A 24,634-nucleotide genomic window follows, 5' to 3' on the forward strand; every position below is an offset into this window, starting at 1 on the left:
ACGCTTGGGGGAAATGGTATGATAAATCGGGTTCGGTCCTGGTGGGGTGCTGAGCAAAAGGATGAACAGCAGCCGGCCGTTTCAAAAGATAATATTCCGCAGCACGTAGCAGTCATTATGGACGGGAACGGCCGTTGGGCGAAGCGGCTTGGCATGCCAAGAGTGGTAGGGCATCAGAATGGAATGAAGGCAGTCAAAAGAACAGCCATTGCCGCTGATGAACTGGGAATCAAGTACCTGACCATGTATGCATTTTCCACAGAAAACTGGACCCGTCCAAAAGATGAAGTGGATTTTCTGATGCGTCTGCCGGAAGAGTTTTTGGCTATCGAATTGGATGAACTGATCGAGAAGAATGTACAGGTTCGCATGATGGGACATAAAGAGTATTTGCCTTCACATACGCAGGCGGCTTTCGAGGAAGCCATCCGGCGCACGGAGCACAATACGGGGCTTATCCTGAATTTTGCGGTCAATTACGGAAGCCGGCTTGAAATTACGGAAGCCATGAAAAAGCTTGGCCGTGAAATTGAGGGCGGTACGATCAAAGCGGAGGATATTACACCTGAGCTCATCGGCAAGTCGCTGCTGTCGGAAGGAATCCCTGATCCGGACCTGTTGATTCGTACGAGCGGTGAACTGAGATTGAGCAACTTTATGCTCTGGCAGTTAGCCTATAGCGAGCTATGGTTTACAGACATTTACTGGCCTGAATTCAACAAAGAGCACTTATACGAAGCAGTGGCCGAGTATCAACGCAGATCACGGAGATACGGCGGTCTGAAATAATGGAGGAGGAAGCCGTTGAAACAGCGATTGATCACCGGTATAGTAGCAGGCGTCCTGTTCTTGGGAATGGTCCTGTGGGGCGGCTTGCCTTATCATCTGCTCATTCTTGCGATGGCATGGATCGGATTTTATGAATTTTTGCGTATGATCGGACTTTCCTCCAGCAGCGGAAGCGCATGGGTGGGTTATCTGGGAGTCACGGTGCTGGTTTTTCCCTATCAGCCGCTGAATATTCAGCCGCCTTTGCCGCTTGCCAATATGCTGTGGCTGCTGCTGATTCTGTTCATGCTGCTGACGGTATTTACGAAAAACCAGGTCACGATCCGGACGTCAGCCCTCTTGTTTCTGGGAACCGTCTATGTGGGCATCGGCTTTTCTTATATTGCGGAGTCGCGCCATATGGACCACGGGGTGTTCTGGACATTTCTGCTGTTGGCCGGCATATGGGCAAGTGATGCAGGGGCCTATTTTGTGGGCAAGGCTTTTGGCAGAACGAAGCTTTGGCCTGCCATCAGTCCGAATAAAACGGTCGAAGGCGCTCTCGGAGGCATCGTTATGGCTGCGGTGGCGGCTGTTATTTTTGCCGTGATTTTTGGGGGGCTGCTGTCTTTCGGGAATGCGCTGATCATCGGCTTGTCCTGTGCGGTCGTCGGACAGCTGGGGGATTTGGTTCAGTCAGCTTATAAACGGGTGTACGGAATTAAGGATACGGGCAATCTTCTGCCCGGGCATGGCGGCATACTTGACCGGTGCGACAGCTGGATCGTCGTTTTCCCGTTTGTACATATGCTGATGCTGCTTCCTGCATGAACACAATAGATGCTGCAGAAGACCATGTGCTGATTTTCTAAAGGAAGGTGCGTCATGAAAAAGATTACTGTGCTTGGCTCAACAGGCTCGATCGGAACGCAGACACTGGACGTTGTCTCCATGCATTCCGACCTGTATCAGGTGGAGGGACTGGCTGCAGGCGCCAACACGGCGCTGCTGCTGGAACAGGTGCAGCGTCACCGTCCCAAAAAGGTGTCCGTGGCGACCAAGGAGCTGGCGGAGCAGATTCGTGAACAGCTGCCGCCGGGAACAGAGCTGTATTGGGGCGATGAAGGCCTGATTGAAGTAGCTGCAGGAACTGAAGCGGATACGGTTGTGACGGCTGTGATGGGCAGCATGGGACTGCCTTCAACACTTGCCGCAATCGAGTCGGGCAAGCATATTGCCCTGGCCAACAAGGAGGCGCTTGTCACAGCCGGACATCTCGTCACAGACAAGGCACAGAAGAAAGGCGTTAGCCTGCTGCCCGTCGACAGCGAGCACTCGGCCATCTTCCAATGTCTGAACGGGGAGCGGCTGCAGGATGTTGCCGGAATTACTTTGACAGCCTCCGGCGGCTCGTTCCGGGATTTAACCAGAGAGCAGCTGAAGGGTGTTACGGTGGAGCAGGCGTTGCAGCATCCGAACTGGTCGATGGGCGCGAAAATCACGATCGACTCGGCGACGATGGTGAATAAAGGGCTTGAAGTGATGGAAGCCCACTGGCTGTTCGGATTGCCATATGATCAGATTCACGTGCTGCTGCATCCGGAAAGCATTATCCATTCTTTTGTGGAATTCAAGGATACGAGCATTATCGCCCAACTGGGCAATCCGGATATGCGTGTTCCCATTCAGTATGCGCTCACCTATCCGGACCGCATGGCCTCTCCTTCCAAGCCCTTGTCTTTGGCGGAGGCGGGAAGCCTGCATTTCCGGGAAATGGATTACGAACGGTTCCCGTGTTTAAGACTTGCCTTTGAATGTGGTAAAATGGGGGGAACAGCGCCGACTGCGTTTAACGCGGCCAATGAGGTGGCGGTGGCCCGGTTTTTAAGAGGAGAAATCTCCTTTTTGGCGATTGAGGATATCATCGCGCGGGTGCTTGACCGGCACCACAATACGATGAATCCGGATCTGCAGGCCATTGAAACCTGCGACCGGGAGGTTCGGGCAGCTGCCGCAGCGCTGTAAAACCTTCTTCTTTCCAATTAAGACCCACCTGTGTGATTCTCTTGTACGGGATCGGAGAATAATGATAAATTAGAAGGACATACTCGATCTCACGAAAGGAGAAAGGAAACGATTGGAAACGATTCAAATGGTTTTACTGACGGTACTCATGTTCTTCGTTCTTGTCACGGTGCATGAATGGGGGCATTACTATTTTGCCAGACGTGCCGGTATCCTGGTTAGAGAATTTGCGATCGGTTTCGGTCCGAAACTGTTCTCCTATAAAAGGAATGAAACCCAGTTCACGCTTCGTCTGCTGCCGTTCGGCGGATTCGCGCGCATGGCGGGGGAAGATCCGGAGATGAATCAGATTGAGGCGGGTCAGACCGTTGCTGTCCGTGAAACGGATGGCTTGGTAAAGACCATCTATCTTGATCAGCTGGATAACCGCAAAAATGTAACCCGCGGGGAAGTACAGTCCGTTGATCTGGAGGACGCCCTTACGCTTACACTTGATGTGGACGGGGATTCCCAGCACTTCAAGGTTCACCGGCAGGCGATGACGGTGAGCAAGGGCCAATCCGTTCAGATCGCTCCGCGGGACCGCCAGTACGGCAGCAAGACGGTGGGGCAAAGAGCGATGGCTATTTTTGCCGGCCCGTTGATGAACTTTGTGCTTGCATTTGTGCTGTTTGCCATTCATGTACAGATGACCGGCATCCAGGTTGATAATCCGACGAATGTCATCGTGGGAGAAGTTACGAAGGGCATGCCTGCCGATAAGGCAGGAATCCGTGAAGGGGATATTATCGAATCCATTAACGGAGAGCAGATTGGAGCAGACCGGCAGAAGCTGATCGATCTGATTGCAGCGTCCCAGGATCGGCCCATGAGCTGGGTGATCCTGCGCGGGAATGAGCCGCTGAATCTGACGATCACACCCGTGGCGATGGAGGGGCAGCAAGGCGGCAAGGTCGGAATTGCGCCGGTGCTGCCGACAAGACAGGCCGGATTTGGCGAAATGTTCCAGGTTGCAGGCCGGTCGATGGTAGATACAACTGTAGCGATTTTTGACGGGTTCCGTCAGCTGGTTCAACATTTCTCCATCGATGATTTGGGAGGACCGGTTCGAACAGCTGAAGTTACGGGGCAGATCGCCAAGCAGGGCATCGATCAGCTCACATACTGGGCAGCTATTCTGAGCCTGTATCTCGGCATCTTCAACCTGCTGCCTATTCCGGCGCTGGATGGCAGCCGCTTGATTTTCCTTGGTGTGGAAGCTGTACGGGGCAGACCTATAGATCCGAGCAGGGAAGGCATGGTGCATTTCGTCGGTTTTGCCGTGCTGTTCCTGCTGATGATTGCGGTCACCTATAACGATATATTGCGTTTGATTAACGGTTAATTTATGCCAGGGGCGGCCATTGCCGCTCCTGATGGGAGGACGGCCTTTTTATGTCAAAAGATAAGCAATTCGTGTCTGAAATCACACCCCAGGGGGAGGACTTCTCCCGCTGGTACATCGATGTCATCAAGAAAGCGGAACTGATGGATTATTCGCCTGTGCGGGGATGCATCGTATTCCGCCCCGATGGCTTCGAAATCTGGGAGCATATCAAGGAAGCGATGGATGTCCGTTTCAGAGAGACGGGACACCGTAACGCATACTTCCCCATGTTTATTCCGGAGAGCTTTTTCCAGAAAGAAAAAGAGCATGTGGAAGGCTTTAATCCGGAGCTGCCATGGGTAACGGAAGCAGGGGGAGAAAAGCTGGAGGAGCGTCTTGCCATCCGTCCTACCTCCGAAACGATGATCGGCCATATGTACTCCAAATGGATTCAATCCTACCGCGATTTGCCTGTGCTCATTAACCAATGGGCGAACGTGGTGAGATGGGAGAAGCGTACACTTCCTTTCCTGCGCACAAGCGAGTTTTTGTGGCAGGAAGGTCATACCGCGCACGAGACGCAAGAGGAAGCGCGCGAGGAAACGATGAAAATGCTGGAGGTTTACCGCGAAGTTATCGAGGATGTGCTCGCTATTCCTGTTGTGGTCGGCGAGAAAACTCCATCCGAGCGCTTTGCAGGCGCCGTGAATACGTACTCGCTGGAAGCGATGATGCGCGACGGCCGTGCGGTGCAGGCGGGAACGTCCCATTATCTTGGCACAAAGTTTTCGGTTGCGTTCGATATCAAGTATTTGAGCCGTGACAACACGCTTGAGTATGTGCATACCACCTCCTGGGGGACGAGCACGCGCCTGATCGGTTCATTGATCATGGTGCACGGGGATGACCGCGGACTCGCGCTGCCCCCCAAGGTTGCACCTACCCAGGTCATCATGATCCCGATCGGCCCGCCGAAGACACGCGATGCGGTGCTGGCGCGGACGGATGAGCTTTATGCCGAATTGAAGAAGGCCGGTATACGTGTGAAGGTTGATGACCGTTCCGACGTCAGCCCCGGCTGGAAATTCAACGAATACGAAATGCGTGGTGTGCCTGTCCGTCTTGAGCTGGGGCCGCGCGACATGGAAAACGGAGTTTGCGTGCTCGTCTCCCGCATCAGCGGTGAGAAGAAAGTAGTACAGCAGTCCAACCTGGTTGAGGAAATCAACGCGATGTTGGCTCAGGTTCAGCAGGAGATGTATGACCGGGCCAAGTCCTTTATGCAGGATAACTTCTACTCCGTGAATACACTTGATGAAATGAAAGCCCTGATGGAGGAGAAGCGCGGCTTTACGCTGGCTGGCTGGTGCGGCTCCGAGGAATGTGAAGACAAGGTAAAAGAGGTTACCGGGGCAACAAGCCGCAACATTCCTTTCAAGCCGTCCGAAGAGAAGTCGGTCTGCCTGTGCTGCGGACAGCCTGCCAAGCATACCGTTGTATTCGCACGAGCTTATTAATCAGGTATAATAGCAGCATGATGTAACTAAATGAGCTTCTGATCGCAGAAATTGTCGGTGTGTCTGTTGCCATCGATGGCATTTGCGGACCAGGAGCTCTTCATGTTTTTGGGGAAGGTGGGAGAACCATGAGCGATGCTGCCGACAAGAGAAAGAGATTTGAGCTGCTGATGAAGCAGGCGAGCGTAGCCCCCGGTATAGTAGATCCTTACTTTCTGGATGGATGGATCGAAAGGGTGGAGATCAGCCGCAGCAACAAAGAGTGGCATATTATTTTAGCTAAAGAAACGCTGGTTCCCGCTCAGGTGTACCGGACGTTCTGCCTGCAGGTACAGGAAAAAATGAATCATATCGCCAAAATTACATTTGGCTTTCAATACAGTGAGGCTGTAAACAGAGCTGATGTTATCAGCGAATATTGGAAAATGTTCCTGGAATGGGTCCAACGCGAAATTCCTTCGGTTAACGGCTGGATGACCAGGGCTAGCCATGATTGGGACAACGGTTTGCTGCTGCTGACATTGACGGATGCTATGTCGCTGGAACTGGCTCGTAAAAAACAGATCGACCAGGCGATTGTACGTTTTTACGAGAGATATTTTCATCTCACGCTCCGGGTCAAGATGCAGGCTGGAGAGGGCAACCAGGAAGCGCTTGAGCAGTTCCAGCAGAAGAAGCTGGAAGAAGAGCGCGAGGTTATCCAGCGCATGATGGAGAGCATGGAGGCCGAGATGCCGGCGGCGGATGAAGAAGAAGGGGATGTGCGGCTCCAGTTCGGGTACGAAATTAAAGAACAGCCTGTTCCCATTCAGGAAATTCAGGACGAGGAAAAGAAGGTCACGCTGCAGGGAACGATTTTTGGCCTGGACAGCAAGGAGCTGCGCAACGGCAGCACCCTGTTCACTTTTTATCTGACAGACTTTACGGATTCACTGCAGATGAAAATGTTCGCCAAAACCAAGGAAGACCTGAAGATTCTCAGCCTGCTTGCCAACGGCAAATGGGTAAAGGTGCGCGGACGGGTGGAATACGACCGGTTCATGCAGGTGCCGGAGCTCGCCATGATTCCTTCCGATCTGGTGGAGGTGCAGGCTCCGCCATCGCGCAAAGACAATGCGCCCGAGAAGCGGGTGGAGTTTCACCTGCATTCCAAAATGAGCACCATGGATGCGGTAACCTCCATTGACACCTATATCAAAACAGCAGCCAAATGGGGGCATAAAGCGATCGCCGTAACGGATCACGGCGGGGTGCAGTGTTATCCCGAAGCAGCCAAAGCAGCCAAGAAGAACGGCATTAAAATGATATACGGGGTGGAAGCCAACGTCGTCAACGATGCCATTGAGGTGGTCCTGCAGGCTCAGCCGCTTGATCTCAAAACGGCTACATATGTCGTATTCGATATTGAGACGACAGGCCTCTCCATTACACAGAACAAGATTATAGAAATCGCAGCTGTGAAAATGCAGGAAGGCAAGGAAATCGACCGTTATGCTACCTTCGTCAACCCGCATGAGCGGATTCCTTATAATATCCAGCAGCTCACCAATATTACGGATGAGATGGTCAAAGACGCGCCGGACGTGGAGCCGGTGATGGAGGAATTCGTGAAATTTGTTGGAGATGCGGTGCTGGTCGCCCACAATGCGCGCTTCGATATCGGCTTCATCCAGGCTACCCTGAAGAAAATGGGACTGCCTGAGCTGACGAATCCGGTGCTGGATACGCTGGAGCTGGCCCGCCTGCTGTTCCCGACCATGAAAAATCACAGACTCAACACACTGACGGATAAATACAAGGTCGCCCTGGAAAGCCATCACCGTGCGATCGACGATACCGTAGCGCTCGGCGGAGTACTTAACGGGCTGCTGGCTGATGCCGCACAGCTTAAAGGCATGACGCGGCTGGACCAGCTTAATGATGATGTGGGCAAGGATTTATCCACGGCCCGGCCGTTTCACTGCTGCATTTATGCGCTGAACCCGGTTGGTAAGAAGAATTTATATAAGCTTGTTTCCCTGTCGCACACGGAATATTTTAAAAGGGTGCCTTGTATCCCGAAATCGAAATTGTCCGAGATGCGGGAAGGCCTGCTGATTATTTCCGGCTGCGAAAAAGGCGAATTTTTCGAAACCGTGCTGAACAAAACCGTGGAAGAGGCTGAAGAAGTGGCACAGTTCTATGATGTGTTGGAAATCCAGCCGCTCACAATGTACATGCATCTTGTAGAAAAGCAGCTTGTCAGCGACCCTGAAGCCATTAAAACGGCGCTGCGCAAAATATGCGATATCGGACAGCGGCTCGGCAAACCAGTCATCGCCACCGGAAATGTTCATTATCTGGAGACGCGGGACAAGCTTTACCGGGACATTACGATTCACGGTATTACCGGCTTCAGCCCGCTCAAAGGCATACGCAAGCCTGACGCCCATTTGCGTACGACGGATGAAATGCTGGCTGAATTCGAATTCCTCGGAGAAGAGAAAGCCTATGAAGTGGTCGTTACCAACACAAGCGAATTGGCGGACCGCTTCGAAGAGCTGGAGCTGTTCCCGGACAAGCTGTTTACACCGATCCTGGAGGGGGCGGATGAGGAAATCCGCAATACCTGTTACGAAACGGCCAGATCCATCTATGGGGAGGACCTTCCGGAGGTTGTGGTAGCCCGTTTGGAAAAGGAATTGGAGCCGATCATTAAATACGGCTTTTCGGCCAACTATCTGATCTCCGAGCGGCTTGTCAAAAAGTCGAACCAGGACGGCTACCTGGTCGGTTCCCGGGGCTCGGTAGGCTCATCGGTCGTGGCTACGTTCCTCGGCATTTCCGAGGTAAACCCGCTGCCCGCCCATTATATTTGCCTGAATCCGGAATGCAAGCACAGCGAATGGTTCCTGGACGGCAGCGTACCGAGCGGGTTCGACCTTCCCGACAAAGATTGCCCGCAATGCGGAGGCAAGCTCAAAGGGGAAGGGCAGGACATCCCGTTCGAGACATTCCTTGGTTTTAAGGGGGACAAGGTTCCCGATATCGACTTGAACTTCTCGGGTGAGTATCAGCCGAATGCCCACAATTATACCAAGGTGCTGTTCGGGGAAAAGTCGGTATTCCGGGCTGGTACGATCGGCACCGTTGCCGAGAAGACCGCCTTCGGCTTTGCGAAAAAATATGAAGAAGAGCATAACCAGAAATGGCGCGGCGCGGAGCTCAACCGGCTGGCTGCCGGCTGTACCGGCGTCAAGCGCAGCACGGGTCAACATCCGGGCGGGATCGTCGTCGTGCCGGATTATATCGAAGTCGAAGATATCACTCCGGTTCAATACCCGGCGGATGATACCTCCGCGGAATGGAAGACCACCCATTTTGACTATCATGCTTTTGACGCGAACCTGCTTAAGCTCGATATTCTGGGGCACGATGATCCGACGATGATGAGAATGCTGCAGGACCTGACAGGGGTTGATCCGACCACGATACCGATGAATGACCCCAAAGTCATGAGCATGTTCAACTCGACGGAAGCGCTCGGCGTTACGCCGGAGCAGATCCGGACGCCGGTGGCTACCTATGGCATCCCGGAAATGGGAACGAAATTCGTACGTCAGATGCTGGTCGAGTCACAGCCGTCCTCCTTTGCGGATTTGCTGCAGATTTCAGGTCTGTCGCACGGTACGGGGGTATGGCTTGGCAATGCGCAGGACCTGATCAAGAACGGTACGTGCAACATCAAAACCGTAATCGGCTGTCGTGACGACATTATGCTGTTCCTTATTTACAAAGCAGGGATGGACGCCAGTCTGGCCTTTAAAATTACGGAAAGCGTGCGTAAAGGCAAAGGCTTGACGCCGGAATGGATTGAAGAGATGAAGAGATGCAAAGTGCCGCAGTGGTACATCGACTCCTGTCTCAAAATCCAGTACATGTTCCCGAAGGCGCACGCAGCGGCCTACGTTATTTCTGCCGTGCGCACTGCCTACTTCAAGCTGTATCATCCGATTGAATTTTATGCAACCTACTTTTCGGTCCGCGCCGCCGACTTCGATATCGAATTATGCTGCCAGGGCTATGAAGCGATCGGCCGTAAAATTGTCGAAATCGAGCAGCTCGGCTTCCAGGCACCACCGAAGGAGAAAAACATGCTGCCGATTCTGGAGATGGCCTTGGAGATGACCGCACGCGGCTTCACCTTTAAACCGATCGATCTTTATCGTTCGGAAGCCACCCGTTTTAAAGTTGACGGGGATTCGCTCATTCCTCCGTTCGGCGCGCTGGCGGGAATCGGCGAAAACGCCGCCCGCAACATTGCCGCTGCCCGCGAGCAGGGTGAGTTTTTGTCGATAGAGGATTTCCAGCAAAAATCGAAGGCAAGTAAAACGATTGTGGAAATGCTGTCGCAAATGGGCTGCTTCCGCGGTCTTCCGGAAAGCAACCAGCTTTCTCTCTTTTAGGCTTGTTTTCTCCTTGAGCAGTCAAGCTTCAGCACTTGTCACTTACATCTGGTTATGTTATAATTTTTTTGGTAATCATGGAGATAAAACCGTTGCTAAAGAGTGGGGAAACCCACTCTTTAATCTTTGCTATGGTGGTTTTGTGACTGCAGCAAATACAGATATAGGAAACGATACTCTTGGAGGTTATAATCTTTGAGCACACCAAAGATCAAATCCATCGTGGAAGAAATGGTCCAACCCTACTTGATCGAGCATGGCTTCGAACTGGTCGACGTTGAATATGTCAAGGAGGGCAGCAACTGGTTTTTGCGCGTCTTTGTTGACAAGGACGGCGGTATTGACCTGGACGACTGCAGTATGATCAGTGAATATCTCGGCCAGAAGCTGGATGAGAAGGATCCGGTTTCAGATGCTTATTTTTTGGAAGTGTCATCTCCCGGTGCGGAACGTCCGCTGAAGAAAGCGGAGGATGTGGCTAAAGCGGTAGGCAAAGACGTATTTATTACTACATACGAGCCTGTCAATGGCCTCAAGGAATTTGAGGGCAGATTGCTTTCATTTGAAAATGATGAGCTTACGGTGCAAACCGGTAAAAAAGAGCATGTCATTCCGTATGCCAAAGTAGCGGGAGCGCGGCTGGCGATCATATTTTAAGTGCCTCTTTAAATGCTTGACTGCAACTAATGACTATTTGTCTCGTCTGAAACGGCCGGTCTCCTTGGCTGCAACAAGGAAACAAGCCGTTTCTGCGCAAGACGCCATGATTTGAAAGGGGGAGAAATAATCCATGAGTATGGATTTTATTGAAGCAATGAATGAGCTGGAAAGGGAAAAAGGCATCAGCAAGGATGTGCTGTTCGAAGCGATCGAAGCCGCTTTGATTTCCAGCTATAAGCGCAATTTTAACACGGCCCAGAATGTTCGTGTCGATATGAATCGCAACACCGGGGTTATCAAAGTGTTTGCACGCAAGCTGATCGTGGATGAGGTGCTGGATCCCCGAACTGAAATTTCCCTGCCGGCCGCACGTGAGATCAACCCGCATTTCCAGCTTGACGACATTGCGGAGATCGAAGTGACGCCGCGGGACTTCGGACGGATCGCTGCCCAGACGGCCAAGCAGGTGGTTACCCAGCGCATTCGCGAAGCGGAACGCGGGCTGATCTATAACGCTTTTGTGGATAAAGAGGAAGATATCGTCACAGGCACCGTGCAGCGCCAGGATCAGCGCAACATTTATGTCGATCTGGGCAAGATCGAGGCGGCACTTCCGCTCAACGAGTTGATGCCAAACGAGAAGTTCAACCATCTGGACCGCATCAAGGCATATATCACAAAAGTCGAGAATACAACGAAAGGGCCGCAAATTCTATTGTCCCGCACACATCCCGGCCTGCTCAAACGCCTGTTCGAGCTTGAGGTTCCGGAAATTTTCGACGGGGTTGTGGAGATTCGTTCCGTGGCCCGTGAAGCCGGATTCCGTTCCAAAATCGCCGTCTACTCGCGCAACGAAGAAGTCGATCCGGTCGGCTCCTGCGTAGGCCCGAGAGGCACACGCGTGCAGACCATCGTCAATGAGCTGCGCGGCGAGAAAATCGACATTGTTCGTTACTCCGAAAATGTCGATGAATATGTGGCCAATGCGCTCAGTCCTTCCAAGGTGCTGGAGGTGCAAGTATTTGAAGAGGAAAAAATGGCCCGTGTCATTGTTCCCGATTACCAGCTTTCCCTCGCCATCGGCATCAAGGGACAGAACGCGCGGCTTGCCGCGAAGCTGACTGGCTGGAAGATCGATATCAAGAGCGAAACCCAGGCGGAAGAAGAGTTCGGCAGACCTCGCACCAATGAGGGGGAAATGCATCAGGATTCCGTTTCCGTCGATTAAACGCAAGGTTAAGGGGGGAGTCGTATGAAACAGAGAAAGGTACCGCTGCGCAAATGCGTGGCCTGCCAGGAAATGATGCCGAAGAAGCAGCTTATCCGTATCGTCAAAACCCCTGAAGACGAAATATTGATTGATCTGACCGGTAAAAAGGCTGGCCGGGGGGCTTATTTATGCGGCAAGGACGCATGCTTTAAGCTGGCCCGGAAGAATAAAGCGCTGGATCGTGCTTTAAAGCATCATGTGGATCCGGAAATCCATGATCAATTGGCCCGGGATTTCGCTGCCGCCGAGGAAGAATTCCTGGCGGCACAAGGCAGTGCTGATGATGAATAAGGCGCTGTCCAATATAGGCCTGGCCATGAGAGCAGGCAAACTGGTAACCGGTGATGAAATCGTGCTGAAGGCTGTGCGCTCTTCCGAAGCCAAGCTGGTCATCCTTGCGAAAGATGCCTCAGTTAATACTCAAAAGAAATTCCGCGATAAATGCGGATCCTACAACATTCCACTGCTGATAGGGTTTGACCGGGAAAGCTTGGGCAACAGTGTCGGCAAGGCCGAACGGGTCGTGCTGGCGGTTACGGATCAAGGGTTCGCGCAGATGATCTTGAAACATGCGGGGATTATGTCGGAGGTGGAGTATATTGAGTAAACAGGAAAGCAAAGACAAACTGCGGGTTTATGAATACGCCAAGTCATTGAATATGAGCAGCAAGGAAATTATTACGATTCTTAAGAGGCTTGACATTCCCGTTAACAATCACATGAGCGTTATGGAGAACGATGCCGTAAGCAAGGTTGAAAACTTCTTCAAGGAAATCAAATCCAACGCGGCGAAGCAAAGCGGGACAGGTACGGCCCAGATCCATGCACAAAAGACAGAGCAAACCAAAATTCAACAGGAAAAGCAGGTAAGTATGAATAATAAAAAAAACAACCAAAACCAGAGCAATACCAATTCAAGACCGCAGAGCGGTCAGGATAGCAGGAGAAGCAGCTCCCCTTCCGGTCAGGGAGGCCAGAACCGGGGCGGTGGACAGCAGCGGCAAGGCAATGCGGGGGGCGGCAACCGCCAGCAGGGCGGTTCGGCGCCTCGCCAGCAGAGCGGCACAAGCGTAGGCTCCCGTCCGCAGCAAAACAGCGGACAGCGTGACGGCGGATCTGCAGTCAGAACGGCCGAGCGCAGCGGTGGCGGACAAGGCGGAGGACAAAACCGCGGCGGGCAAGGCGGCGGTAATCGCAGCGCCGGCAATAACCGCAATAGCGGTGGCGGCGGGCGTCAGGGCAACAACCGCTTTGACGACCGCTCCGGCGGTGGCCAAAACCGCGGTAATGGTGGACGCGGCGGCAAAGGCGGAAGGTTCAACAACAACCGCGGCCGTGGTGGACAGCAGGAACAACGCCGCGAGAAAATCGACAACACGCCGAAGAAAATTATCGTGCGTGGTGAAATGACCGTTGGCGAAACGGCTAAGCTCCTGCACAAGGACGCCTCCGAGGTCATCAAAAAGCTCATTATGCTGGGTACGATGGCAACCATCAACCAGGAGCTTGACATGGATACGATTCTCCTGCTCGCAGGCGAATTCGGTGTAGAAGTCGAAGTGAAGATTCCGGTTGAAGAAGATCGTTTTGAAACTATTGAGGAAAATGATGATCCGGAAAGCCTGACCACCCGTCCGCCGGTAGTAACGATCATGGGACACGTTGACCACGGTAAAACTACATTGCTCGATGCGATCCGCTCCACGAATGTTACCGGTGGCGAAGCAGGCGGCATTACGCAGCATATCGGCGCTTATCAGGTGGAAATCAACGGCAAGAAGATTACGTTCCTGGATACGCCGGGTCATGAAGCCTTTACAGCCATGCGCGCACGTGGTGCGCAGGTTACGGATATGACGATCATCGTTGTTGCAGCCGATGACGGTGTGATGCCGCAAACGGTGGAAGCGATCAACCACGCCAAGGCGGCAGGTTTGCCGATCATCGTAGCGGTTAATAAAATTGATAAGCCGGACGCAAACCCGGATAAAGTGAAGCAAGAGCTGACGGAATATGAGCTCGTTCCGGAAGAATGGGGCGGTGATACCATCTTCGTGAACGTGTCGGCGAAGCAAAAGATGGGTCTGGAAGACCTGCTGGAAATGATTTTGCTGGTTGCGGAAGTGAACGAATACAAAGCCAATCCTGACAAGCGCGCACGCGGAACCATCATCGAAGCAGAGCTGGACAAAGGCCGCGGTTCGGTAGCACGGATTCTCGTGCAGAACGGTACGCTGAAGGTCGGAGACGCGTTTGTGGCGGGCAACTGCTTCGGACGGGTGCGGGCGATGGTCAACGACAAGGGCCGCCGTCTGAAGGAGGCCGGTCCTTCCACACCGGTGGAAATTACCGGTTTGACGGAAGTGCCGCTGGCTGGTGATCCGTTCATGGTGTTTGAGGATGAGCGCAAAGCGCGCGCCATCGCCGACAAACGCGCAATCACACAGCGTCAGTCCGAGCTGGGCGCTCATACACGCGTGACCCTTGACGACCTGTTCCAGCATATTAAAGACGGCGAAATGAAGGATCTGAACGTGATTATTAAAGGTGACGTTCAAGGTTCCGTCGAAGCGCTGAAAGGCTCCCTGAACAAGATTGAAGTTGAGGGTGTACGCGTTAAGATTATTCACAGCAGTGTTGGCGCGATCAATGAGTCGGACATCATTCTGGCTGCGGCGTCGAACGCGATTGTCATCGGCTTTAACGTCCGCCCTGATAACCAGGCTAAAGCAACGGCAGAGTCCGAGAAAGTGGATATTCGTCTGCACCGTGTTATCTACAATGTGATCGAAGAAATCGAGCAGGCAATGAAGGGTATGCTTGACCCGGTTTACAAAGAGAACATTATCGGCCATGCCGAAGTGCGGAACGTGTTCAAAGTCAGCAAGGTCGGAACGATCGCAGGCTGTATGGTTACTTCCGGCAAAATTTCCCGTAACGCGGAAGCCCGCCTGATCCGTGACGGTATCGTCATTTTCGAAGGCAAAATCGATTCCTTGAAGCGCTTCAAGGACGATGCCAAGGAAGTAGCGCAAGGCTACGAATGCGGTATTACCCTTGATGGCTATAATGACGTTAAGGAAAACGACGTCATCGAAGCGTTCGTCATGGAGACGGTGGAACGCTGAGGGCAGAAAGGTGAGCTACAATGGCTAAAATACGAACAGGACGTGTCGGGGAACAGATCAAAAAGGAGCTGAGCCTGCTGATCCAAAGCGAGCTGAAGGATCCGCGCATCGGTTTTGTGACCGTGACGGGCGTTGAAGTGACCAATGATCTGTCCCAGGCCAAAGTATATTTAAGCGTACTGGGAGACGAAGAACAGAAGCAGGCCTCACTCAAGGGGCTGGACAAAGCCAACGGCTTTCTTCGCTCGGAGCTGGGCAAAAGAATACGGCTCCGCCATGTACCTGAACTGATTTTTAAAATTGACGAATCCATTGCCTACGGCAGCCGCATTGAGAAGCTGCTTAGCGACATCGGCAAAGAAGATCAATGATGAATTGAATGTAAAGGAGACGGCAATGCAGACTTATGAACGGGCGCTTCAGCAGGCGAAGAATTTCCTGCAGGAGCATGATGATTTCCTGATCGTGTCGCATGTACAGCCGGACGGAGATGCAGTCAGCTCGACCTTAACGGTGGGCTGGCTTCTCTCATGTCTGGACAAAAAATTCACGATGCTGAACGAAGGGCCGATTCCGCAGCGGATGAAATTTTTGTGGCATGCTGACAACATTGTCAATATGAGCCTTCGGCCTTTGGACCGCAAGTATAGCCGGGTGATCTGTGTGGATTGTGCGGATTTCCGCCGCGTTGGTCTGACCGAGCAATATTTTGCAGATGATGCGCTGATTCTGAATATAGATCACCATCCGACCAATGACGGCTATGGCAGCATCAATGTCATCAAGCCGGATGCGGCGGCCACGGCCGAAATTTTGTTTGATCTGCTGGAGCTGTCCGGCGTAAACTGGGATACAGAGATCGCATCCCTGATCTATACCGGCCTGTTAACGGATACCGGGGGTTTTCGCTATTCCAATACCTCTCCTCGGGTCATGTCCATCGCCTCTACACTGCTGTCTTATGGCGTGAATGGTCCGGATCTGTCAGAACGGCTGCTAGAATGCATGTCGCTGGCGCAGGTACAAATTTTGACACGCGCTTTGTCGACACTGGAAATGACCGCGGACGGCAAAATTGCCTGGGTAACCGTTCAGCCTGAGGACATGGCGGCTGCTGGAGCGGAAAACGAGGACCTGGAGGGGATTGTAAATTATCCGCGCAACATCCAGGGAGTGGAAGTGGGCATTTTATTTAAAGTTATCGATGGACAAGCGGTCAAAGCCAGTCTGCGCTCCGCGGGCAGAGTCGATGTGGCCGTTTTGGCCCAATCCTTCGGGGGCGGCGGGCATGTGCGGGCCGCCGGCTGCCGTGTTGAAGGTCCGCTTGAGCAAGTCGTTGAACAGGTTGTCAGCAGGGTGAAGGAGAAGTTATGAAGAAAACGTGGGAAGGGATATTGCCTGTCTACAAGCCTGCCGGTTTTACCTCCCATGATGTAGTGGCCAAGGCGCGTCGACTTCTGGGAATGAAACGGATCGGCCATACAGGCACGCTTGATCCGCAGGTCACCGGTGTGCTGCCGCTCTGCCTGGGGCGGGCGACCCGGGTTGTGGAATACCTGCAGGAGCAGCCGAAGGAGTATCAGGCCACGCTGCGTCTGGGTCTTGCAACCGATACGGAAGATATGACAGGCACGGTGGTGGAGGAAGCTGATGCGCAGGCGGTGACGGAGGAAGAAGCTGCAGTGGTGCTGCGGCGTTTTACCGGCGTGATCAGCCAGGTGCCCCCTATGTATTCGGCAGTCAAGGTAGAAGGCAAACGGCTGTACGAGCTCGCCCGTGAAGGGAAGACGGTGGAGCGCAAGAGCCGGGAGGTCACCATCTATGAACTGGAAATGAACAGTTTTGCGAAAAATGATACATATACCGATGTATCGTTTCGAGTTCTGTGCTCCAAAGGCACCTACATTCGTACACTTTGCGTTGATATCGGGCGTGAGCTCGGTTACCCGTCCACGATGGTCCGTCTTGAACGGACCATGTCCGCTGGCATCACAGCAGACCGCTGCCTGACGTTCGAAGATATTGAACGCTGTATGGCAGATGGAAGTTTGGAGGAGCGTTTGATTCCGGTGGACGAGGCGGTTGCGTTTATGCCTGCACACACGGTAGTCAAGCAAAAGGCTGCGGCAGCCATACAGGGACAGCGGCTGTCCCCGGGTGCTGTTCTTCCGCCGGTAGAGCACGACCTGCCTATCCGGCTTTATCGGGAAGACGGCCAGTTTCTCGGCATCTTCGGCCGTGATCCGGAGTCTCATGCCGTGACAGCCATCAAGGTGTTTCTTCCGGAGCAGTGAATAGAATTTGAAACTATATCAAGTGCGAGTTCAAAAAGTCAGGTTTTCAGCACCGAAGCGTATGCTTCCGAAGTGCGTTTTTTCAAAACGCTTGAGTTGAATGAAGCTAGGGACTGAGGAGCGGAGCGTACTTGGGGTACGTGAGCACCTGAAATGTTTCCGCAGGAAACATGCTTCGGAAGCGTCGGCTTAGGCCCGGCTGAATTCAAGATTCGATGTCGAGTCTGCTTCCTGACTTCCTTCGTGATCAAAAGATGACTTTTTGAACTACCTCTATAAGAAATGGCAGGTGAAATGCGAATGATAACTGTACCTCTGTCATACCCGCCGAAAGGTGAAGTTTTGCAGAAGCATGCCCTCCCCCAGGTCATGGCTATGGGGCAGTTCGACGGGCTTCATATGGGGCATCAAAGCGTAATCCGCACGGCAGTTTCACTGGCTGAGCGCCGGCAGTGTCCGGTATCTGTCATGACCTTTCATCCTCATCCGAAAGAAGTCATGAAAAAGGGCGATTATGAGGGTTATCTGACGCCAATTGCCGAAAAAAAGGAACTGCTGAAGTCGATGGGTGTTGACGTGTTGTATATTATGGAGTTTAATGAAGCTTTTTCGCGTGTATCACCGCAGCAGTTCGTTGAAGATGTGCTGTTTCCGCTGCAGGTGCAAACGGCGGTCGTCGGCTTTGATTTTCGCTTCGGACACCGGGGTGAAGGAGATGAAAGCATGCTGAGGGAGCTGGGCGGTGCCCGGATGACCGTAGAGACGGTGCCACCTTTCCAACTGAACGGGGAAAAAGTCAGCAGCTCCGGCATTCGTAAGGCGCTGCGGGAAGGCGATCTCGCCCGTGCTTTGGACTGGCTGGGACGCTCATACCGGCTGCAGGGGATCGTCAGCGATGGTGAAAAAAGAGGACGGACGATCGGATTTCCGACCGCCAATCTCCGGCTGAATGATAATTATGTTATTCCTATGAAGGGCGTATACGCAGTTCGGGCCACTGTAGACGGCGAGCAGTTGAAAGGGGTTATGAACGTTGGCGTGAAGCCGACGTTCCATGAAGGTGATCTTCAGCCCTCTTTTGAAGTGCATCTGTTCGATTTCGACCGGCAAATCTATGGAGAATGGATGGCTGTGGAGCTGTGCCACTTTATCCGGCCTGAGCGCAAGTTCAGCGGAGTTCAGGAGCTTGTGACCCAAATCCGGAATGATGCGGATACGGCAAGGCAGCTGCTTTCATCCTCAAGATTATAGAGCGGCATTTACAATAGGCATTTTGTTGTGCTATACTATTTTATGTTGCTCATGCAGCAGAGAACCTTAGCTTGGTTGCGCGCTTTCACCGGCGGTTACTCGGCTAATGGCGATTATAATGAAGGAGGTGAACAGAATGGCATTGACTCAAGAGCGTAAACAACAGCTGATTGACGAATACAAAACTCACGAATCCGACACTGGATCCGCAGAGGTTCAAATCGCAATCCTGACTGAGAACATCGTTAACTTGCAAAGCCACTTTCGTTCGCATAAGAAAGACCATCACTCCCGTCGCGGGCTGTTGAAGATGGTTGGTCAGCGTCGTAAGCTTTTGGCTTACCTGAAGAAAACTGATGTAAAACGTTACAGTGCACTGATCGAAAGACTCGGACTGCGCCGTTAATTTTACATGTAAGCCCAAAAAAAGAACCTGGTTGTTCACCGCATGTCCCTGAAATGGCGACGGCGGACAGCAGCCAGGTTTTTCTTGAATTTCCCGGGTTTCCGAATTTTAGCGAAGCCCTCCAGTTATGTCCTTTCTTAGGCTCGGCTTTGTCTTTACAGTAAGACATGCTGTCTTATGAATCGGCTTGGAGCAGGAAATACTGATTTTACGCAGAACAAGAACATACAGGTGTAAAGAATGGAGGGATACCATGGAACAACGTGTAGAAATGCAGCTTGGCGGCAGAAAGCTCGTGCTTGAAACGGGCCGGCTTGCGAAACAGGCTAACGCAGCAGTAATGGTACGCTACGGCGATACCGCGGTGCTTTGTACTGTTACAGCATCCAGCGAACCGAAGGATTTGGATTTTTTTCCGTTAACCGTCAATTACGAGGAAAGATTATATGCCGTGGGTAAAATTCCTGGAGGTTTCATTAAGCGTGAAGGAAGACCGAGCGAGAAGGCGATTCTTGCCAGCCGCCTGACAGACCGTCCGATACGGCCGCTGTTTCCGGAAGGCTTCCGTAATGATGTTCAGGTCCTGAACCTTGTGATGAGCGTTGATCAGGATTGTGAGCCGCAAATCGCGGCCATGATTGGCACCTCGGCGGCGCTGAGCATATCGGATGTGCCTTTTAACGGACCGATCGGCGGTGTTGCAGTCGGCCGGGTCAACGGTCAATTCATCATCAATCCAACCATCGAGCAGCAGGAGACAAGCGATCTGTATCTGGTAGTAGCAGGTACAAAAGAGGCGATTATGATGGTTGAAGCCGAAGCGAATGAGGTTCCTGAAGAGACGATGCTGGAAGCGATCATGTTCGGACATGACGAAATCAAGAATATCGTCGCGACGATTGAAGAACTGGTGAAGATTGCCGGCAAGGAAAAAATGCAGGTCAAGCTGCATGCCGTGGATGAAACGGTAAACAAGGAAGTGCGTGAATATGCAGCCGCCCGTTTGGTAGAAGCGGTAAAAATCGAAGAAAAGCATGCGCGTCAGGACGCGATCGATGCGATCAACGAAGAGACGGTTGCTTATTTTGAAGAAAAGTACATCGACACACCGGAGCTTCTGAAGGATGTTAACGAAGTGCTTTATGATATCGTTAAGGAAGAAGTGCGCCGTTTAATTACCCATGACAAGATTCGTCCGGACGGCCGCAAGCTGGATGAAATCCGTCCGATTGAGAGTGATACCGGCATCCTGCCACGGACGCACGGTTCCGGTTTGTTTACACGCGGACAGACACAGGCGTTGAGTATTTGTACGCTGGGAGCACTTGGCGATGTGCAGATTCTGGACGGTATTTCTTTGGAAGAGTCGAAACGCTTTATGCACCATTATAACTTCCCGCCTTTCAGTGTGGGTGAGGCTCGTCCTCTGCGTGCTCCAGGCAGACGTGAAATCGGTCACGGTGCGCTTGGCGAGCGGGCACTTGCCAAAGTTATTCCACCGGAATCCGAATTCCCTTACACAATCCGTCTTGTATCCGAGGTGCTTGAATCGAACGGTTCTACCTCTCAGGCGAGCATCTGTGCCAGCACACTGGCAATGATGGATGCGGGGGTTCCGATCAAAGCGCCGGTTGCAGGTGTGGCAATGGGATTGATCAAGGATCAAGAGCATGTATCCATTCTGACAGATATTCAGGGTATGGAAGATCACCTTGGAGACATGGACTTTAAAGTGGCCGGTACTGCTGAAGGGGTAACCGCCATTCAGATGGATATCAAGATCGACGGCATTGACCGCAAAATTTTGCAGGACGCGCTGACCCAGGCAAGAGAAGGGCGGATCTTCATTCTGAATAAAATGATGGAAGCGATCCAAGAGCCGAGGAAGCAGCTTTCACCTTATGCGCCAAAAATTATCACGATGTATATCAACCCGGATAAAATCCGCGACGTGATCGGCGCTGGCGGCAAGATTATCAACAAGATCATTGAAGATACCGGCGTAAAAATTGATATCGAGCAGGATGGCCGTGTGTTTATCGCTTCGTCCAACCCGGAAATGAACGAGAAAGCACGATCCATTATTGAAGGAATCGTAAGAGAAGTAGTTGTCGGTGAAATCTATGTCGGAACCGTTAAACGTATCGAGAAATTCGGCGCGTTCGTTGAAATTTTGCCGGGCAAAGACGGACTGGTTCACATTTCCCAGCTGTCCACCGAACGGGTCGGCAAAGTGGAAGACGTGGTATCGATCGGCGATACGATTACGGTTAAAGTTACTGAAATCGATCAGCAGGGCCGGGTTAACCTGTCCCGCAAAGCCGTATTGACTGCAGAGCAGCCGGCCAAGTAAACAATTCAATCCATCGAAGAAGAATCCGTAAAAGAGACAGAGTAATTTTCTGGCTCTTTTTTTAATACATAAGCAGGAAGAAACCGTGAGGCATAAAACCTGTCCGGCGCTCATAGGATGTGGACAAACGCGCTGGAAGGATGAGTGGGGATGAAAAAGGCGAAAATAGCCGCCGCTGCCTTAGGGAGTGCGATCGTGGTTTTGCTCGTAGGCCAAATCAGCGGTATCCGTGAGTATGTGCAAGAGGTCCGCAGCCAGTGGGAGGAAGCGACAGCAGTAGAAGTATGGGGACCTGCAACAGCAGGCGAGCAGCTAATGGAACTCATAAAGCTTGAAGCGGAGCGGCGCAAACAGGCTCCGGTTGATGCAACGGTTGACCGTGTCTGGAAGGCCATTCCCGGGTACAACGGGGTGGAAGTAGATATAGAAGCTACTTACCGGAGGGCTGCCGCCGCTCCGGGTATGCCTGTAAAGTACATATACAAACAAACTCCGCCGCAGGTAACGCTCGATGATCTGGGCCATCATCCGATTTACCGCGGCAACCCGGCCAAACCGATGGCTGCCTTCATGATTAACGTGGCCTGGGGCAATGAATACATCGGGCCTATGCTCGATACCCTGGATCGTGAACATGTCAAGGCCACCTTTTTCCTGGACGGAAGCTGGCTGAAGAAAAATCCGGATGTCGCCAAGGAAATTCAGAAGAGAGGACATGAAATCTCCAATCACGCTTACTCCCACCCGAACATGAGCAGGGTCAGCCGGGAGCGTGCGCTGCAGGAGATTTCAAAGACGGAAGCTCTGCTCAAGGAAACGCTTGGCGTTCAGAACAAGTGGTTTGCTCCTCCTTCGGGGGACTATGATCAGGAGACCGTTGACATCGCCGCAAGCCAGGGATTGAAGACCGTTTTATGGACACTCGACACTGTAGACTGGCGCAAACCGGCCCCCGCTTCCATCGTGCGTAAAATTGCGTCGGGTGTTGAACCGGGTTCACTTATTCTGATGCATCCAACCCAATCTTCAGCTGCGGCATTGGCCGATATGATCAAGGCTGTGCGCAGCAAAGGACTGACACTCGGCACCGTCAGCCAGACACTGTCGGCGGAGCGGATTATGGACAGTACGGTTGAGTAGTCTTCCTTTTTCTGTTACGATGAACATTATGGCGTCAGATGAATAAATGGGCACAGGCAAGTTTAAGAGGTAGTTCAAAAAGTCATCTTTTGATCACGAAGGAAGTCAGGGAGGGGACTCGACATCGAATCTTGAATTCAGCCGGGCCTTACGGTGCTCACGTACCCAAGTACGCTCCGCTCCTCAGTCCCTAGCTTCATCCAATCTTCTCGGTGCTGAAAACCTGACTTTTTGAACTCGCACTTTAGGTTTAAGGGGGCCAACTTAGTGAAACAAATACAACTGAACAACGGCCTTAGAGTGGTCATGGAAAAAATTCCGAACGTACGCTCTGTTTCCTTCGGGATCTGGGTCAAGACCGGATCACGGCATGAGGATGAATCCAGAGGCGGCATATCCCATTTTATCGAGCACATGCTTTTTAAAGGCACGGACCGGTTCAGCGCAAAGGATATTGCGGAGGAATTCGATGCCATTGGCGGCAACGTCAATGCCTTTACATCCAAGGAATATACATGCTATTATGCAAAAGTGCTTGACGAGCATTTGCCGATCGCGGTGGATGTGCTGTCAGATATGTTTTTTAATTCAAAGCTGGACCCGGAGGAGCTCGCCAGAGAGAAAAATGTCATCCTTGAGGAAATTTCCATGTACGAGGATACGCCTGATGATATGGTACATGATCTGGTTTCCAGAGCGGCGTATGGGAGCCATCCCTTGGCCTATCCCATTCTCGGTTCGGAGGAGCGCCTGCAGGCCATGGACAGCGATCATCTCCGCAGCTATATGAAAGAGCATTATACCGTTGAAAATACAGTGATCAGCCTGGCCGGTAACATCAGCGATGATGTGGTCGAGCTGCTGGAAAAACATTTCGGCCACTTTGACAATCATGGTCAGTCTTCGAAGCTGGACGTTCCTGCTTTTGCAGGACAGCTCCTGTTTCACGAAAAAAGCACGGAGCAGAATCATATCTGCCTGTCGTTCCCGGGCTGCGCTACGGGCGAGCCGCTGCAATATGCCATGATTTTGCTGAATAATGCGCTGGGCGGAGGTATGAGCTCCAGACTGTTCCAGGAAATCCGTGAAAAACGCGGGCTCGCATACTCCGTGTATTCTTATCACAGCTCCCATGCAGACAGCGGTCTGCTAACTATCTATGCAGGTACGGCGCCAAAACAGACCAAGGATGTGCTTGAGTTGACCCAGGAGCTGCTGCATGATGCCGCGGTGAAAGGGCTGACATCCACTGAGCTCAGCAAGGGCAAAGAGCAGCTTAAAGGCAGCCTGATCCTGAGCCTGGAGAGTACGGGCAGCCGGATGAACAGAAACGGGAAAAATGAACTGATGCTGGGCCGTCATTATACGCTGGACGAGATGATCCAAAATATTGAGCAGGTTACGATGGATGATGTGCAGGCCGTGCTGGATCGTATGTTCGCCCAGCCTTTCGCTGTCGCCATGGTCGGGTCTTCGGACGCGGCAGTTACAGGATTGAGGAGGGACCAATTTGCCTTATTACGTGGAAATTAACAAGCTTGCGGGCAATGAAGACATCGAATTGCCGCGTAAAATGTCGGAGCTTGCTTCCGGATTCGATTTGTACGCTGCGGTAACGGAGGATGTCGTGCTGGAGCCCGGGAAGCGCTGCCTGATTCCGACTGGATTAGCGCTGGCCATGCCTGCCGGCCTGGAGGCGCAAATCCGCCCCCGCAGTGGGCTTGCTTATAAGCACGGGATTACGTGCCTGAACACGCCCGGCACGATCGATGCCGATTACCGCGGCGAAATCAAGGTACTCCTCATCAATTTGGGGGATGATCCATTTACCATCGTACGGAACGAACGGATCGCCCAGATGGTGTTCCAGGAAGTGCCCCAGGTGGAGCTGAAGCAGGTTGAAGTTTTATCAGAGACGGTCCGCGGCTCGGGAGGCTTCGGACATACAGGCAGAAAATAGGCCAACCGACAAATAATACGAATATCAAAGTGCAAAGAGCCGCCCGTTATG

General features: G+C 52.4%; 20 protein-coding genes. All 20 read left to right on the forward strand.

What is annotated here, in order from left to right; genetic code table 11:
* Positions 1–18: 18 nt before the first annotated feature.
* Positions 19–789, forward strand: a complete 771-nt coding sequence (gene uppS / locus ACE5KN_RS01875) for an undecaprenyl pyrophosphate synthase (protein WP_375525644.1) — start codon at positions 19–21, stop codon at positions 787–789.
* A 15-nt stretch (positions 790–804) separates the two neighbouring features.
* Positions 805–1,599: a phosphatidate cytidylyltransferase gene (locus tag ACE5KN_RS01880; protein ID WP_375525643.1), complete on the forward strand. Its 795-nt coding sequence runs from the start codon at positions 805–807 to the stop codon at positions 1,597–1,599.
* 54 nt (positions 1,600–1,653) lie between these two features.
* Positions 1,654–2,793: a 1-deoxy-D-xylulose-5-phosphate reductoisomerase gene (locus tag ACE5KN_RS01885; protein ID WP_375525642.1), complete on the forward strand. Its 1,140-nt coding sequence runs from the start codon at positions 1,654–1,656 to the stop codon at positions 2,791–2,793.
* Positions 2,794–2,905: 112 nt separating this feature from the next.
* A complete protein-coding gene (gene rseP, locus ACE5KN_RS01890; RefSeq protein ID WP_375525641.1) occupies positions 2,906–4,177 on the forward strand; it encodes an RIP metalloprotease RseP in 1,272 nt (423 codons plus the stop codon).
* Between the two features lie 50 nt (positions 4,178–4,227).
* Complete coding sequence (gene proS / locus ACE5KN_RS01895) at positions 4,228–5,676, forward strand: proline--tRNA ligase (RefSeq protein WP_375525640.1); 1,449 nt, start codon at positions 4,228–4,230, stop codon at positions 5,674–5,676.
* Positions 5,677–5,804: 128 nt separating this feature from the next.
* Positions 5,805–10,121 (forward strand): PolC-type DNA polymerase III, encoded by a 4,317-nt coding sequence (locus ACE5KN_RS01900; RefSeq protein WP_375525639.1) that lies wholly within the window; start codon positions 5,805–5,807, stop codon positions 10,119–10,121.
* A 195-nt stretch (positions 10,122–10,316) separates the two neighbouring features.
* Positions 10,317–10,778, forward strand: coding sequence for a ribosome maturation factor RimP (gene rimP / locus ACE5KN_RS01905; protein WP_375525637.1), 462 nt, complete (start codon positions 10,317–10,319; stop codon positions 10,776–10,778).
* A gap of 133 nt (positions 10,779–10,911) precedes the next feature.
* Positions 10,912–12,009 carry a transcription termination factor NusA gene (gene nusA / locus ACE5KN_RS01910; RefSeq protein WP_375525636.1) on the forward strand — a complete coding sequence of 366 codons (1,098 nt, stop codon included), beginning with the start codon at positions 10,912–10,914 and terminating at the stop codon, positions 12,007–12,009.
* Positions 12,010–12,033: 24 nt separating this feature from the next.
* A complete protein-coding gene (gene rnpM / locus ACE5KN_RS01915; RefSeq protein WP_355317241.1) occupies positions 12,034–12,342 on the forward strand; it encodes an RNase P modulator RnpM in 309 nt (102 codons plus the stop codon).
* On the forward strand, positions 12,335–12,658 hold the full coding sequence (locus ACE5KN_RS01920) for a L7Ae/L30e/S12e/Gadd45 family ribosomal protein (protein ID WP_375525700.1): 324 nt from the start codon (positions 12,335–12,337) through the stop codon (positions 12,656–12,658). The genes rnpM and ACE5KN_RS01920 overlap by 8 nt, the downstream gene beginning before the upstream one ends.
* A complete protein-coding gene (infB, locus tag ACE5KN_RS01925; protein ID WP_375525635.1) occupies positions 12,651–15,179 on the forward strand; it encodes a translation initiation factor IF-2 in 2,529 nt (842 codons plus the stop codon). The genes ACE5KN_RS01920 and infB overlap by 8 nt, the downstream gene beginning before the upstream one ends.
* 20 nt (positions 15,180–15,199) lie before the next feature.
* Entirely contained in the window at positions 15,200–15,550 is a 351-nt protein-coding gene (gene rbfA, locus ACE5KN_RS01930; protein WP_355317238.1) for a 30S ribosome-binding factor RbfA, read from the forward strand.
* Between the two features lie 25 nt (positions 15,551–15,575).
* Positions 15,576–16,553 carry a DHH family phosphoesterase gene (locus ACE5KN_RS01935; protein ID WP_375525634.1) on the forward strand — a complete coding sequence of 326 codons (978 nt, stop codon included), beginning with the start codon at positions 15,576–15,578 and terminating at the stop codon, positions 16,551–16,553.
* Positions 16,550–17,473 (forward strand): tRNA pseudouridine(55) synthase TruB, encoded by a 924-nt coding sequence (truB, locus tag ACE5KN_RS01940; RefSeq protein ID WP_375525633.1) that lies wholly within the window; start codon positions 16,550–16,552, stop codon positions 17,471–17,473. The genes ACE5KN_RS01935 and truB overlap by 4 nt, the downstream gene beginning before the upstream one ends.
* A 300-nt stretch (positions 17,474–17,773) precedes the next feature.
* Positions 17,774–18,724 carry a bifunctional riboflavin kinase/FAD synthetase gene (locus ACE5KN_RS01945; RefSeq protein WP_375525632.1) on the forward strand — a complete coding sequence of 317 codons (951 nt, stop codon included), beginning with the start codon at positions 17,774–17,776 and terminating at the stop codon, positions 18,722–18,724.
* 136 nt (positions 18,725–18,860) lie between these two features.
* Positions 18,861–19,130, forward strand: coding sequence for a 30S ribosomal protein S15 (gene rpsO / locus ACE5KN_RS01950; protein WP_305755093.1), 270 nt, complete (start codon positions 18,861–18,863; stop codon positions 19,128–19,130).
* Positions 19,131–19,383: 253 nt separating this feature from the next.
* Positions 19,384–21,483: a polyribonucleotide nucleotidyltransferase gene (gene pnp, locus ACE5KN_RS01955; protein WP_375525631.1), complete on the forward strand. Its 2,100-nt coding sequence runs from the start codon at positions 19,384–19,386 to the stop codon at positions 21,481–21,483.
* A 150-nt stretch (positions 21,484–21,633) separates the two neighbouring features.
* Positions 21,634–22,623, forward strand: coding sequence for a polysaccharide deacetylase family protein (locus tag ACE5KN_RS01960; protein WP_375525630.1), 990 nt, complete (start codon positions 21,634–21,636; stop codon positions 22,621–22,623).
* A gap of 267 nt (positions 22,624–22,890) precedes the next feature.
* Positions 22,891–24,156, forward strand: coding sequence for a M16 family metallopeptidase (locus ACE5KN_RS01965; protein ID WP_375525629.1), 1,266 nt, complete (start codon positions 22,891–22,893; stop codon positions 24,154–24,156).
* Positions 24,134–24,583 carry a dUTP diphosphatase gene (dut, locus tag ACE5KN_RS01970; protein WP_375525628.1) on the forward strand — a complete coding sequence of 150 codons (450 nt, stop codon included), beginning with the start codon at positions 24,134–24,136 and terminating at the stop codon, positions 24,581–24,583. The genes ACE5KN_RS01965 and dut overlap by 23 nt, the downstream gene beginning before the upstream one ends.
* The last annotated feature ends 51 nt before the right edge of the window (positions 24,584–24,634 follow it).

This window comes from Paenibacillus terreus, assembly GCF_042138595.1.
GTDB classification, from domain to species: Bacteria; Bacillota; Bacilli; order Paenibacillales; family Paenibacillaceae; genus Paenibacillus; species Paenibacillus terreus.